This window comes from Sinisalibacter aestuarii (assembly GCF_027923545.1).
Taxonomy (GTDB): Bacteria; Pseudomonadota; Alphaproteobacteria; order Rhodobacterales; family Rhodobacteraceae; genus Sinisalibacter; species Sinisalibacter aestuarii.
Genome location: NZ_BROH01000001.1, coordinates 587,677 through 601,058 on the forward strand (window position 1 = coordinate 587,677; position 13,382 = coordinate 601,058).

17 protein-coding genes are annotated in these 13,382 nt (G+C 67.2%); 14 read left to right on the forward strand and 3 right to left on the reverse strand.

Going from position 1 to position 13,382, the window contains the following annotated elements; genetic code table 11:
* Nucleotides 1–180 precede the first annotated feature (180 nt).
* From QMG28_RS02955 to QMG28_RS02980, 6 genes are read left to right on the forward strand one after another with little or no spacing between them, the layout of a single operon-like run.
* Nucleotides 181–564, forward strand: a complete 384-nt coding sequence (locus QMG28_RS02955) for a 5-carboxymethyl-2-hydroxymuconate Delta-isomerase (RefSeq protein ID WP_281840672.1) — start codon at nt 181–183, stop codon at nt 562–564.
* Between the two features lie 8 nt (nt 565–572).
* A complete protein-coding gene (gene hpaE, locus QMG28_RS02960) occupies nt 573–2,084 on the forward strand; it encodes a 5-carboxymethyl-2-hydroxymuconate semialdehyde dehydrogenase (protein ID WP_281840673.1) in 1,512 nt (503 codons plus the stop codon).
* A 29-nt stretch (nt 2,085–2,113) separates the two neighbouring features.
* The gene (gene hpaD, locus QMG28_RS02965) at nt 2,114–2,980 is read left to right on the forward strand and encodes a 3,4-dihydroxyphenylacetate 2,3-dioxygenase (protein ID WP_281840674.1); all 867 of its coding nucleotides are present in this window, start codon (nt 2,114–2,116) and stop codon (nt 2,978–2,980) included.
* Nucleotides 2,977–3,849: a fumarylacetoacetate hydrolase family protein gene (locus tag QMG28_RS02970; RefSeq protein WP_281840675.1), complete on the forward strand. Its 873-nt coding sequence runs from the start codon at nt 2,977–2,979 to the stop codon at nt 3,847–3,849. The genes hpaD and QMG28_RS02970 overlap by 4 nt, the downstream gene beginning before the upstream one ends.
* Complete coding sequence (hpaH, locus tag QMG28_RS02975; protein WP_281841055.1) at nt 3,846–4,643, forward strand: 2-oxo-hept-4-ene-1,7-dioate hydratase; 798 nt, start codon at nt 3,846–3,848, stop codon at nt 4,641–4,643. The genes QMG28_RS02970 and hpaH overlap by 4 nt, the downstream gene beginning before the upstream one ends.
* Nucleotides 4,644–4,653: 10 nt before the next feature.
* Nucleotides 4,654–4,794 (forward strand): hypothetical protein, encoded by a 141-nt coding sequence (locus QMG28_RS02980; RefSeq protein WP_281840676.1) that lies wholly within the window; start codon nt 4,654–4,656, stop codon nt 4,792–4,794.
* Here QMG28_RS02980 and QMG28_RS02985 read toward each other — a convergent pair.
* Genes QMG28_RS02985 through QMG28_RS02995 form a run of 3 tightly spaced genes read right to left on the reverse strand, consistent with a single transcriptional unit; the run spans nt 4,791 to nt 7,138 of the window.
* Complete coding sequence (locus QMG28_RS02985) at nt 4,791–5,537, reverse strand: sugar phosphate isomerase/epimerase family protein (protein WP_281840677.1); 747 nt, start codon at nt 5,535–5,537, stop codon at nt 4,791–4,793. The two genes, QMG28_RS02980 and QMG28_RS02985, sit on opposite strands and share 4 nt — an antisense overlap.
* 27 nt (nt 5,538–5,564) lie before the next feature.
* Nucleotides 5,565–6,662, reverse strand: coding sequence for a THUMP domain-containing class I SAM-dependent RNA methyltransferase (locus QMG28_RS02990; RefSeq protein ID WP_281840678.1), 1,098 nt, complete (start codon nt 6,660–6,662; stop codon nt 5,565–5,567).
* A gap of 32 nt (nt 6,663–6,694) precedes the next feature.
* Nucleotides 6,695–7,138 carry a hypothetical protein gene (locus tag QMG28_RS02995; protein ID WP_281840679.1) on the reverse strand — a complete coding sequence of 148 codons (444 nt, stop codon included), beginning with the start codon at nt 7,136–7,138 and terminating at the stop codon, nt 6,695–6,697.
* 174 nt (nt 7,139–7,312) lie between these two features.
* Here QMG28_RS02995 and QMG28_RS03000 point away from each other — a divergent pair, with 174 nt between their 5' ends.
* Genes QMG28_RS03000 through QMG28_RS03035 form a run of 8 tightly spaced genes read left to right on the forward strand, consistent with a single transcriptional unit; the run spans nt 7,313 to nt 13,210 of the window.
* A complete protein-coding gene (locus QMG28_RS03000) occupies nt 7,313–7,468 on the forward strand; it encodes a hypothetical protein (RefSeq protein WP_281840680.1) in 156 nt (51 codons plus the stop codon).
* On the forward strand, nt 7,465–7,614 hold the full coding sequence (hemP, locus tag QMG28_RS03005) for a hemin uptake protein HemP (protein WP_281840681.1): 150 nt from the start codon (nt 7,465–7,467) through the stop codon (nt 7,612–7,614). Before QMG28_RS03000 ends, hemP begins: the two co-directional genes overlap by 4 nt.
* A 34-nt stretch (nt 7,615–7,648) precedes the next feature.
* Entirely contained in the window at nt 7,649–8,911 is a 1,263-nt protein-coding gene (locus QMG28_RS03010) for an imelysin family protein (protein ID WP_281840682.1), read from the forward strand.
* Nucleotides 8,912–8,924: 13 nt separating this feature from the next.
* On the forward strand, nt 8,925–9,185 hold the full coding sequence (locus QMG28_RS03015) for a (2Fe-2S)-binding protein (RefSeq protein ID WP_281840683.1): 261 nt from the start codon (nt 8,925–8,927) through the stop codon (nt 9,183–9,185).
* A complete protein-coding gene (gene bfr, locus QMG28_RS03020) occupies nt 9,172–9,657 on the forward strand; it encodes a bacterioferritin (protein WP_281840684.1) in 486 nt (161 codons plus the stop codon). The genes QMG28_RS03015 and bfr overlap by 14 nt, the downstream gene beginning before the upstream one ends.
* Nucleotides 9,617–11,155 carry a di-heme oxidoreductase family protein gene (locus QMG28_RS03025; protein ID WP_281840685.1) on the forward strand — a complete coding sequence of 513 codons (1,539 nt, stop codon included), beginning with the start codon at nt 9,617–9,619 and terminating at the stop codon, nt 11,153–11,155. The genes bfr and QMG28_RS03025 overlap by 41 nt, the downstream gene beginning before the upstream one ends.
* Nucleotides 11,155–12,135 (forward strand): imelysin family protein, encoded by a 981-nt coding sequence (locus QMG28_RS03030; RefSeq protein ID WP_281840686.1) that lies wholly within the window; start codon nt 11,155–11,157, stop codon nt 12,133–12,135. Before QMG28_RS03025 ends, QMG28_RS03030 begins: the two co-directional genes overlap by 1 nt.
* A 1-nt stretch (nt 12,136) precedes the next feature.
* Nucleotides 12,137–13,210, forward strand: coding sequence for a DUF1513 domain-containing protein (locus tag QMG28_RS03035; RefSeq protein WP_281840687.1), 1,074 nt, complete (start codon nt 12,137–12,139; stop codon nt 13,208–13,210).
* The last annotated feature ends 172 nt before the right edge of the window (nt 13,211–13,382 follow it).

Below are 13,382 nucleotides of genomic sequence, written 5' to 3' on the forward strand. Positions count from 1 at the left end.
GGCATGATGGGGTAGCGTTGCGGCGCTTACCCCGTTCTCTGTTGTCCGCCGGGCTCCTGCGTGGCGGGATGACGGCCGCCTTTTTCTCCCGTCCAAGTGATTGACGTTTGGAGGCAGTCGCCCGGTGCTTGACATCGACAGATAAACTTAACATGTTAAGCAAAATTTTTGGAGGCTGATTTGGCGCACCTCAAGATCGAATATTCCGCCGGCGTCGAAGGCGATATTGCCGGTGTCTGCCGTGCGGGTCATCGCGCGATGCTGGAGGCGGGTATATTCCCCGTCGCGGGCATCCGCGTGCGGGCCTACCGCGCCGATCATGCCATCGTGGCCGACGGGCTGCCGGAGAACGGCTTCGTCGCCATGACCGTCAGCGTCGGCGCGGGCCGCAGCACCGAGGCGCTGCGCCAGGCGGGCGATGCGATCTTCGCGGCGGTGCAGGCCGCGCTGTCAGGCCCGCTGGCCACCGAGCATTTCGCGCTTTCTCTCGAAATCCGGGTGATCGACCCGGATCTGTCGTGGAAAGACACACCGATCCACCGCCGCCTCTCGGCCAAGACCTGAGGACATTCATGACCATACTCGATCAGAACATCGCCAGGGCTACCGAGTATACGGCCCGGTTCCGCACCGAGGGCGTGCTGAACCATATTGCGGGCGAAAACGTGGCCGCCCTCTCGGGCGAGACCTTCGACAGTATCTCGCCCGTCGATCTTTCGGTGCTGGCGCCGGTGGCGAAGGGCGGCGCGGCGGATATCGACCGCGCGGTGGCCGCGGCAAAGGCGGCCTTCAAGGGGTGGTCGAAGATGCCGGGGGCGGAGCGGCGCAAGATCCTCATCAAAGTGGCCGAAGCCATCGAGGCCCGCGCCGAAGAGATCGCCTTTACCGAATGCCTCGATACCGGGCAGGCGCTGCGCTTCATGTCGAAGGCGGCGATCCGGGGAGCGGCCAATTTCCGCTACTTCGCCGATCAGGCGCCGGGCGCGGAAGACGGGCTGAGCCTGCGCAACCCGACGCAGCTCAACGTCACCTCGCGCCGCCCGATCGGCCCGGTGGGCGTGATCACGCCGTGGAACACGCCGTTCATGCTGTCGACCTGGAAGATCGCTCCGGCGCTGGCAGCGGGCTGCACGGTGGTGCACAAACCGGCCGAGTTCAGCCCGATGACGGCGAAGCTTCTGGTGGAGATCGCCGAGAGCGCGGGCCTGCCGCCCGGTGTGCTCAACGTGGTCAACGGCTATGGCGAGGATGCGGGCAGGCGGCTCACCGAACACCCCGATATCAAGGCCATCGCCTTTGTCGGCGAAAGCCGCACCGGCTCGATGATCATGGCGCAGGGGGCGGCGACGCTGAAGCGCGTGCATTTCGAGCTTGGCGGCAAGAACCCGGTGATCGTGTTCGACGACGCCGATCTGGACCGCGCCGTCGATGCCGCCACCTTCATGATCTATTCGCTGAATGGCGAGCGCTGCACCTCGTCCTCGCGCCTGCTGGTGCAGGATACGATTTACGACGCGTTCACCGCCCGCGTCGCCGAGGTGGCGAACCGGATCAGGATCGGCCACCCGCTCGATCCCGAAACGGTGGTCGGCCCGCTCATTCACCCCGAGCACGAGGCCAAGGTGCTCTCCTATTTCGACAAGGCCCGCGCCGAGGGGGCGACCGTTGCGGCGGGCGGCGAGAAGGCGGGCAGCGAGGGCTGCTATGTGCGCCCGACGCTGTTTACCAATGCCACCAACGAGATGGCCATTGCGCAGGAAGAAATCTTCGGCCCGGTGCTGACGGCGATCCCGTTCAAGGATGAAGAGGAGGCGCTGGCCATCGCCAATGGCGTGCAATACGGCCTCGCCGCCTATCTCTGGACCAGCGATCTGGGCCGCGCGATGCGGATGACCGATGAGCTGGAGGCGGGCATGATGTGGGTGAATTCCGAAAACATCCGTCACCTGCCTACGCCGTTCGGTGGCGTCAAATCGTCGGGCATCGGGCGCGATGGCGGCGACTGGTCGTTCGACTTCTACATGGAGACGGTCAACGTCTCCTTCCCGCGCCAGATTCACAAGACCCCGCGTCTGGGCGGCTGAGGCCGCTGACGCAAACCGAGGAGGACAGAATGGGAGAGATCGTTCTCGCCGCGAAGATGACCCATGTGCCGACGCTTCAGATGTCGGAGCAGGACGGGCCGATCAAGGGCAAGCGCCAGGCGGCGATTGACGGGCATCTGGAGATCGCGCGCCGGGCCAAAGCGCTCGGCGCCGATACCGTGGTGATCTGCGACACGCATTGGCTGGTGAATGCCGGTTTTCACATCAATGCCAACAGCCGGTTCGAGGGGCTGCTGACATCGTCGGAATTCCCCCAGTTCATCCGCGACATGCCCTATAGCCACGAGGGCAACCCGGGCCTGGGCGACGCCATTGCCGAAAAGGCGACCGAGATGGGCGTTTATACGCTGTCACACCGGCTCGACAGCCTCGATCTGGAATATGGCACGCTGGTGCCGATGGCGTTCATGAGCCGGGAACACAAGATGAAGGTGGTGTCCGTCGCCGCCTTCTGCACCGTGCATGACCATGACGAATCGAAGGTGCTGGGCGAGGCGATCCGCGCCGCCGTCGAGGCATCCGATTCGAAAGTGCTGCTCGTCGCTTCCGGCTCGCTCAGCCACAAGATCTGGTCGAACAAGGAATACGCGCCGAATAACGGCACCTTCACGATCAGTTCGGAGTTCAACCGGCAGGTCGATCTCATGGTGCTGGAGATGTGGCAGCGGGGCGATCACGCCACCTTCCTGAAGATGCTGGGTGATTACGCGGTGCACTGCTCCGGCGAGGGCTCGATGCACGATACCGCCATGCTTTACGGCGCGCTCGGCTGGGATCGCTACACCGGCAAATGCGAAGTCGTGACGGAGTATTTCCCGTCCTCCGGCACGGGGCAGGTCAACGTGATCTTCCCGGTCGAGGGGATGCCGGCATGAGCGCGCTTCCCCCCCGTCTTGCCGCCTTCCACGCCGCTGGCCGCGACCGGATCGGCGTCGTGACCGATGCCGGGATCGTCGATCTGACCGAGAGCGTGCCCTGGCGCGGGCTGAAAGAGGCGGTCGAAGCGGGCGCGCTGGGCGAGATGATCGCCGCCGCCGAGGGCCGCGCGCCGGATTTCGCCGAGAGCGAGGTGCACTGGCTGATCCCGGTCGCCGATCCCGAAAAGCTGATCTGCATCGGCGTGAACTTCCCCGACCGCAATGCCGAGTACAAGGACGGTCAGGAAGCGCCGGGCAAGCCGTCGATGTTCATCCGCTTCCCGCGCAGCTTCGTCGGTCATGGCGAGCACCTCGTGCGGCCGCCGGAAAGCGCGCAGCTCGACTATGAGGGCGAGGTGACCATCGTCATCGGCAAGGGCGGGCGGCGCATTCCGCGTGAGGAGGCGTATGACCATATCGCCGCAATCACGCTGTGCAACGAAGGCACGATCCGCGACTGGGTGCGGCACGCGAAGTTCAACGTGACGCAGGGCAAGAACTGGGACAGATCGGGCGCCATCGGCCCCTGGCTGGTGCCCTTCACCGACCCGGCCCAGCTTGACGATATCCGGCTTGAGACGCGGGTGAACGGCGAGGTGCGCCAGCAGGACCGCACCGGGCGGATGATGTATGATTTCCGCTACATCGTGAACTACATCTCGACCTTCACCACGCTGGTGCCGGGCGATGTGATCGTCTGCGGCACCCCGACGGGCGCGGGCGCGCGGTTCGACCCGCCGGTCTGGCTGAAGCCCGGCGACGTGATCGAGGTCGAGGCCGAGGGCATCGGCATCCTGCGCAATGGCGTCGAGGACGAGGCGTGCTGAACGCGGCGGAGATCGGGCAGGCGGCGGCGGATCTGCTCGGGGCCGAAGCCGCCCGCCGCCAGATCGGCCTTCTGAGCCTGCGCCATCCCGGCATCACGCTCGATGATGCCTATGCGATCCAGCTGGCCCAGATCGAGCGCAAGCTGGCGGCCGGCCGGCGGATCGTCGGCTGGAAGATCGGGCTGACCTCGAAGGCCATGCAGGAGGCGCTGGGGATCGACACGCCCGATTCCGGCGTGCTCTACGACGATATGGTTTTCGAAACCGGCGGCACGGTGCCAGCGGGCCGGTTCATCCAGCCCCGGATCGAAGCGGAGATCGCCTTCGTGATGAAAGCGCCGCTGGCGGGCGAGGTGACCCGCGGCGAGGTGTTGGCGGCGACCGATTACGTGGCGCCCTCGATTGAAATTCTCGACACCCGCATCCTGCGGGCCGATCCCGAAAGCGGGCGCCCGCGCCGGATCTTCGACACCGTGGCCGACAACGCCGCCAATGCCGGCATCGTGCTCGGCGCGGAGTGTCACGCGCCGGAGGCCGTGGATCTGCGCTGGGCGGGGGCGATCGTGAAGAAGGATGGCGCGGTGGTCGCCACCGGCCTCGGCGCGGCGGTGCTGGACGATCCGGTGACCGGGCTGGTCTGGCTGGCGCGGCGGATGGGGCACTATGGCCAGCGGATCGAGGCAGGGCAGGTGGTGCTGTCGGGGTCGTTCATCGGGCCGGTGGAATGCCCGCCCGGCACCGAGATTCGCGCCGATTTCGGCCCGTTCGGGTCCGTGGCCATCGACTTCGACTGAGAAAACCGCCATGCCCGCCGCGAACTCTTTCAAATGCCGGCTCGCTTCTGGTGATACGCAGATCGGCCTGTGGATCGGCCTCGGCGAGCTGCGTGATGTGTTGGCGCAACAGCGCGCGCTGGGCATCCGCAGCCACCCGGCGGTGGCCTAGAATGCAAACACCGCCGCGGTCATGAAGGAGCGGGTGGCGAAGCGCTCGTCATCGGTTGGCGCATCGTGCTCCAGCACCCAGTGTTCGACATCGGCCTCTTTCAGCGCCGGCAAGACCCTGTTGTAATTCACCGTGCCGCTGCCGAGATCGGCCCAGCCCTCTTCCTCCGCGTTCTCGCCCGGCGCGGCGCGGTCCTTCAGATGGGCCGCGACGATCTTGCCGGAGAGCCTGCGCACCCAATCCGCCGGGTCGTGCCCGGCGGCGTGAATCCAGCCCAGGTCCAGCTCAAGGTCCACCCCCGGCGCGGCGGCGATCTCCTCGATCGGCAGGCAGCCATCGGCGGTGAGGGTGAATTCGTAATCGTGGTTGTGCCAGGCAAAGCCCAGGCCGGCGGCGCGGATCGGCGCACCGGCTTGTGCCAGCCGCCGGGCGATCTCCTGCCAGCCGGCGCGGTCTGCAGGGCGGTCTTGCGGCGCCAGCCACGGGGCGATGACCGTTTCCACCCCCAGCAGCTTCGCCGCCGCGATCACCCGGTCCGGGCTGCTCTCGATCCGGTCGAGCGAGGCATGGGCGGTGGGCATGGCGAGACCGTGCTTGTCGAGCAGCGCCCGGGTTTCGTCCGGCGTGGCGAGCTGCGGGTCGCATCCCTCGACATATTCAAAGCCCAGATCGGCCAGCATCTCCAGCGTGTCGTCGAGCGGATGTCTGCGCGACGAATAGAGCTGGTAGGAAATCTCGGGCATCGGGTTTCCTTTCGCGGGCAGGTCGGCTCAGAGCGGATCGGTGCGGTAGAGCGTGACTTTCAGCCCGCCATGGGCAATCGGCGGTCCGGGCGGCAGGAAGGGAAGGCCGGTGGCCTTCGCCAGCCCGCCATCATTGGTGACGAGCCCGACGCGCCAACCGGCGAAGCGTTCGCGCAAGACGGTGCCGAGCGCGCCGTGCAGCCCGAACAGCAGCTTGCGGTCGCCGATCCGCCCGCCATAGGGCGGGTTGATGAAGACAAGGCCGGGCGGGTCGTCGGGCCGCGCCACCTCGCTCACCGGCGCGCGGGTGAACCGGGTGAGCGCGCCCACCCCGGCGCGTTCGGCGTTTTCGGTCGCGCCCCTGACCGCGCCCGCATCCCGGTCGGAGCCGTAGAAGCGCAGCGCGGTGTCGCGGCGCGGCACGTCTTTCATCGCGGCGAAGGCCGCGGCGTCGAAGCCTGCAAGATGTTCGAAGGCAAATCCCCGGTCGCGCCCGGGCAGCAGCCCGGCGGCGATTTCGGCGGCCTCGATGGGAAAGGTGCCCGAGCCGCACATCGGGTCGAGCACCGGCTCGGCGCCCGTGTAGCCGCAGGCGCGCAGCATGAGCGAGGCGAGGGTTTCGCGCATCGGCGCCTTGCCGGTGAAGAGCTTGTGGCCGCGCTTGTGCAGGCTCTCGCCGGAAGTGTCGACGCTGAGCGTGACGAGGTTGTCGTCGATCCGTGCCTTGATCTGCACCGGGGCATCGGCGGCGATGGGCGCGCCCAGTTCCTCGCCGATTGCCCGTTCGATCCGCTGGGTCGCGGCTCCGGCATGGTAGATCTTCGACCGTTTCGTGCTCGCCTCGACCCGCACCGGCACATCGGGGCGCAGCACCGAGGCCCAGTCGAATTTGCGCGCCCGCTTGTCGAGCTGGGCGAGGTGGAAGGCGCGGAATGTGCCGATCCGGGCCAGTACGCGGGTGGCGCCGCGCAAGCTGAGATTGGCGCGCCAGACATCTGGCCAGCCCCCCTCCAGCGTCACCCCGCCCGGCAGCGTGCCGGTTACGGTAAAGCCCGCCGCGCGCGCCTCATCGGCGAGCACGGTTTCCAGCCCCGGGGGCGCGACGAGGAAAATCTCGAAAGCCATGCGCGCGGTCTAGCTGGAATTGCCGGCGCGGGCTAGCCGATGATGCGGGCGAAGAGGCCCTTCTTTTCCGGCTCGTCCGGCAGGAGTGGCAAGGCGTCCGGCGCGATCCGGCTGAAGATCCAGCGCGGCATCACCCGTTCGCCCGATCCGCCGCAGACGCCGCCCATCTTCCATGGGTCGAAAACCTTGACGAAGCCGGGATTGGCCAGGTCGTCGGCAAAGACCGCGCCGCAATAGGAGCGCATCCGGCGCACCTGGTCGACGCAGGCATGCGCTTCGGCCAGCACCTCTGCCAGATCTGTTTCCGGCCCCGCTGGCGCCTCGCCCGAGGGGTCGAACACATACCAGTCGCCGCCGCTCGCGGCGAAGACCTGCCAGAACCTGTCGAAGCCGTCCCATGTGGGGATGCCCGCGAACCTGCCGTTATAGGCATGCCAGAACGGGGTATCGGGCAGGGGGCCGTTGGTATCGCGCATTCGGGAACCTCCGGGGAGCAGATTGCCGGGGTGGGGGCGGTGCGGTCAAGCGGGCAATAAGCCCGACTAAAAAACTCGGATTGACAAGTCCGAGTGTTTCTATCAGAAAAGGTGGCGCCGAGCCACCCCGATCTGATTGTGGGAAGCCAGAGCCCGACCGAAGGAAGAGCCCTGATGCCGAACAACGACCAGACCAAAGAGGCACCCGAGTTGTGCCCGGATGCAACCCGGCGGGAAATCCTGACGATCCTGTCCGAATCCGGCCTGACGCCGGGGCAGGGCATCGAGGGGATGATCGACCGTTTTATCCGTGGGGGGGCCGCGAGATGACCCCCGAAATGAACGAGGCTGCAGCCGTGCCCGAATATCGCGCGGAAGATCTGACCAAGGGCGCAGGCGAGGCCCGCATCACGCTGGGCAGCCAGGTTTACACCTTGCGCATCACCCGCGCCGGCAAGCTCATCCTGACCAAGTGACCCAACGATCCAAAGTGACCCGAAAGGACCTGACATGAATTTCAAGACTCTCGCCACGAGCGCGCTGGCTCTCTCGCTGGCCACCGGCGTGGCCCGAGCCGAAACCGGCGCCGCCGATGTGATCGGCACCTATGCCGATATCGCGGCCGCGGCCTATGGCGACAGCCTGAGCACCGCGCAGGCCCTGTCGGATGCGGTGGATGCACTGATCGCCTCGCCGTCGGAGGCCACGCTGGAGGCCGCGAAGGCGGCTTGGAAAGCGTCGCGCGTGCCTTATCAGCAGACCGAGGTTTACCGCTTCGGCAACGCCATTGTCGACGATTGGGAGGGCAAGGTGAATGCCTGGCCGCTCGATGAGGGCCTGATCGACTATGTCGATGACAGCTACATCGTTTCGGACGAAAACGAATATGCCGATCTCAACATCATCGCCAATCCGCAGGTGAGCATTGCCGGGGCCGATGTGGATGCCGGCACGATCACGCCCGAACTGATCGGCGAGGTGTTGAACGAGGCTGACGGGATCGAGACCAATGTGGCGCGGGGCTATCACGCGATCGAGTTTCTGCTCTGGGGGCAAGATCTCAACGGCACCGATCCCGGCGCGGGCGCCCGCCCCTATACCGATTTCGTCACCGGCGACGGTTGCACGGGCGGCAATTGCGACCGGCGCGTCGCCTATCTGCGCGCGGCAACCGATCTTCTGGTTGCCGATCTGCAAGAGATGGCCGCGAATTGGGATGAGGGCGGCGCGGCGCGAGCCGAGGTGGAATCGGACCCCGACGGGCTCCTGCGCATTCTGACCGGGATGGGCAGCCTCTCCTATGGCGAACAGGCGGGCGAGCGGATGCGGCTCGGCCTGATGCTGAACGACCCGGAAGAGGAGCACGATTGCTTCTCGGACAACACCCACTGGTCGCATTACTACGATGGGCTGGGGATTCAGAACGTCTATCTCGGCCACTACACCCGTGTTGACGGAACATTGGTCGAAGGCCCGGCTTTGGCCTCGCTGGTGGCGGATATCGACCCGGAACTCGATGCCGAGATGCGGGCCAGGCTGACGACCACCATGGAAGCGCTGCAGGCGCTGGCCGACGCGGCGGAAGGCGGCTTTGCCTATGACCAGATGCTCGCGCCCGGCAATGCCGAGGGTGAGGCGCTGATCATGGGCGGCGTGAACGGGCTGATCGACCAGACCAAGTCCATCGAGCGCGTGGTTACCGCGCTTGGCCTCGCCGGGATCGAGGTCGAGGGCTCCGACAGCCTCGATAACCCGTCGGCGGTGTTCCAGTAAGGGGTGCGGGGGAATGATCGTCTGCCACTGTCAGAACATCACCGATCGCGACATTCACGCCGCGATCGACTGGATGCGCGCGGCGGATGCGGGGGCGTTCATCACCCCCGGCAAGATCTATCATGCACTCGGCAAATCGGCGGATTGTGGCGGGTGCATGCCATTGTTCTTGGCGACCATGCGCCAGAATGACAACCTCGGGGTGCCCGACGCGCTGCGCGGGCTGACATCGGGGAGCGACACACACAGGGAGACACAGGATGCGCGGAGATGAAAAGGTCATCGACTATCTCAACCGGGCGCTTCGGGCCGAGTTGACGGCGGTGAGCCAATACTGGCTGCATTTTCGACTGCAGGAGGATTGGGGCCTGGTCGGCATGGCGAAGAAGAGCCGCGAGGAAAGCATCGAAGAGATGCACCACGCCGACAAGCTGATCGCCCGCATCCTGTTTCTGGGTGGTCACCCGAACCTGCAAAAGCTCGATCCGCTGAGGATCGGCCAGACCCCGAAGGAAACGCTGGAATGCGATCTGGCGGGCGAGGAAGAGGCGATCAAGCTCTACAGCGAGGCGCGCCGGCATTGTCAGGACGTTGGTGACTACGTCAGCATGAAAATCTTCGAGGAGCTGCTCGTTGACGAAGAGGGGCACACCGATTTCCTGGAAACCCAGCTCGACCTCATGTCGCGGATCGGAGAGGAGCGCTATGCGCAGCTCAATGCCGCGCCGATGGACGAAAGCGAATAACGCACTCGTTCTCGCCCTGATCGTGGCCGGGCGGGCTGCGCTCGCCACCGATGGTCCGGCCCCGGCCGATACGCCGCGCCCCGCCGACGAGGCCGCGCGCGTGGCCGCCGTGACTGCACCCGCCACCTCGTTCGACGCTGCCGAGGCCTATGAGGTCAATGCCGGCGGCGCGGGCACTTACGTGGCGCCTCGCCCTGAAACGGCGTTCATGCATCCCCCGGCCAATATCACGGCGGCGGGCGATCTCGATTTCATTTCCGGGCAGGCGCTGTTCGAGAAGATCTGGGTCGCCGCGCCGACGGCCACCCAGGCCTCAGATGGACTCGGGCCGCATTACAATGCGCGGGCCTGCGTGCTCTGCCACGTGAATAACGGGCGGGGCCATCCGCCAGCCGGGCCGGACGACAGGTCGAACGCGCTGGTGATGCATATCGCCGTGCCGGGACCGGCGCCGGACGAGATGGCGGCGGTCGAGGGCTGGCTGGCGAACCTGCCCGACCCGATCTATGGCCGTCAGGTCCAGACCTTCGCCACAATCGGTCTCGACGCCGAGGCGCGGCTGCGGGTGACCTGGGAGGAGGCAGCGGCGACGCTGGGAGATGGCAGCGTCGTTTCCCTGCGCCGCCCGACCTACAGCCTCGACGATCTCGCGCAGGGACCGCTTGCGGCGGAGACCATGCGCTCGCCGCGTGTGGCGCCGCAGATGATCGGGCTGGGGCTGCTCGAAGCGATCCCGGCCGATGAGATCCTTGCACGCGAAGACCCGGATGACCGCGATGGCGACGGGATATCGGGCCGGGCGAACATCGTCTGGTCGGACGAATACGCGCAGCCCATGCTGGGCCGCTTCGGCTGGAAGGCGGGCCATGCCACGGTGCGCCACCAATCGGCCACGGCCTTCGCCAACGATATCGGCATTTCCACGCCCGTCCACCCGGCGGGCTGGGGCGATTGCACCGGGGCGCAGGCGGCCTGCCGCGCCGCGCCCCATGGCGATGGAGATGCGCGGGTGTTCGAGGCCGATGCCGAAACCCTCGACCTCACCACCTTCTACGCCGCCAACCTCGCCGTGCCCGCCCGCCGCGACGTGAACGACGCGCAGGTGCTCGCCGGCAAGCGGCTGTTCTATGACAGCGGCTGCATCGCCTGCCATACGCCCAAACATGTCACCGCCCGGATCGCGGACCGGCCCGAAAGCAGCTTCCAGCTGATCTGGCCCTATACCGATCTGTTGCTGCACGATATGGGCCCCGGTCTTGCGGATGGCTACAGCGAAGGGCTGGCGAACGGGCGCGAATACCGCACCCCGCCGCTCTGGGGGATCGGGTTGACACGCGCCGTCTCCGGCGAAACAAGCTTCCTCCATGACGGGCGGGCGCGCACGCTGCTGGAGGCGATCCTCTGGCACGGGGGCGAGGCGCAGGCCGCCCGTGACAGAGTGGCCGCGATGGCCGCAGCCGACCGCGACGCCCTGATCCGCTTTCTGGAGAGCCTGTGATGCGCCATTTCCTAGCCGCCGCCCTTCTCGCCGCCAGCCCCGCGCTGGGCGGCGTGACCGAAGCGTTGGACGCGCATATCCTGCCGGGCTATGCCGGCTTTGCCGAGGCCAGCGCCGCGCTGGCGGAGGCCGCCGGGGCCGATTGCACCGCCCCCGCCCTCGCCGCGCCCTACCATGCCGCCTTCGACGCCTGGATGCGCGTCGGCGATATCCGGATGGGGCCATCCGAGCACGGGGCGCTGGCGATCGTGTTCTGGCCCGATGCGCGCGGCTTCACGCAGAAAACGCTGCAGCGCCTGATCGCCGCGCAGGACCCGGTGATCGACGATCCTGCCGCCTTTGCCGACGTGTCGATTGCCGGGCGCGGGCTCTTCGCCCTCGACATGCTGCTGTTTGACACGGCCTTTTCCGGTTACGCGCCGCAGAGCTATGCCTGCCGCCTCGCCCAACGGCTGACCGCCGATCTGGCGGCGCAGGCGGCGGCGCTGGATGCCGAATGGGCCGATAGCTTTGCCGCCGTGCTGCGCAGCGCCGGCGCGCCGGATAACGCGACCTATCTGAGCGAACAGGAAGCGGTGCGCGCGCTCTACACGCAGATCCTGTCATCGCTCGAATTCACCCGCGACAGCCGCCTGGGCAACCCGCTCGGCACGTTCGAGCGGCCGCGCCCGGCACGGGCCGAGGCGCGCCGCTCCGGCCGCAGCCTGCGCAACGCGGTCGCGGCCACCGACGCGGCGGTGGAATTTGCCGAGGCGCTGGCCGATTGGGAACTGCCTGCGACGCGGGCCGCGCTCGATCTGGTGCACGAGGCGGCCGACAAGATCGGCGATCCGGCCTTTGCCGATATCGACGACCTCGGAGAACGCTTCAAGGTCGAGGTTCTGCAGCAGAAGATCCAGGGCGTCGAGACCGCCATCGAGGAAGAGATCGGCCTCGTGCTCGGGCTTCAGCCGGGCTTCAATTCGCAGGACGGAGACTGACATGACCACCCGCCGCGCCTTTCTCGCCAGCCTTGCCGCCGCGACGGCCACGCCCCGCCTGGGCTGGGCCGCGGTGGGCAACCCTTCCTATATCGCGGCGGCGAAGCGGCCAGACGGCAGCTATGTGCTTGCCGGGTTCGATACAAAGGGCGCCGGGCTGTTCCGCCTGCCGCTGCCGGCGCGCGGCCATGCCGGCGCCGCCCATCCGCAGCGGGCCGAGGCCATCGCCTTCGCGCGCCGTCCCGGCTACTACGCGGTGGTGATCGACGCGGTCTCGGGCAAGGCGCTGCATGAGCTGACGCCGCCGGACGGGCGGCAGTTCAACGGCCACGGCTTCTATATCGACGGCGGCGCCACGCTGCTGACCGTCGAGCAACTGGCGCAGGGCAGCGATGGGCTGATCGGCGTGTGGGATGTGGCTTCGGGCTATACGCGGATCGGCGAATTCGCCACGCACGGGATCGGCCCGCATGATGTGCGGTTGATGCCTGACGGGCAGACGCTGGTGGTCGCCAATGGCGGTATTCAGACCGACGCCAGCGACCGCACCAAGCTCAATATTCCCGACATGCGGCCGAGCCTCGTCTACCTCTCGCTCGCGGGCGATCTGCTGGAAGAGGTGCGGCTGGACGACGAGTTGCACCAGAACTCGATCCGCCACCTCGCCTTGCGTGAGGATGGGCTGGTCGGCTTCGCGATGCAATGGGAGGGCGAGCCCGGCATGGCCTGGCCGCTTCTCGGCCTGCACCGGCGCGGCGCGGCCCCGGTGCTCGCCGAAGCGCCGTTGCCGGACGAGCTGGCGATGAAGGGCTATGCGGGCAGCATCGCCTTTTCCGCCGATGGCAGCGAAGTCGCCATCACCAGCCCGCGCGGCGGGCGGCTCAACCGTTTCTCGTCTGAGGGCGTCTTCCTGGGGGGGCAACGGCGCGACGATGTTTGCGGGCTGGCCGCGCATCCGGAGGGGCTGGTGGCGTCGGACGGCTTTGGCGGGCTGATCGTGGTCGGCCCCGATGGCGCGCGTCCGCTCGCGCTGTTTGACGATCTCGCCTGGGACAACCACATCGTCGCGCTCTGACAGGTTGACCTGCGGCGCTCACGGAGGCTGCCGCCGGGATGCGAGCCGTTGCGCCTGTCCGGTTCGCCGGCCCCGGGCAAACGGTCTGGGCGGGCTGACCGACGTCGCGCCGCGGCAGCCCTGCCGAACCCTGCGCTTGCGGGTTTGCCGGTTTGGCGGCACCCGTCTCCGG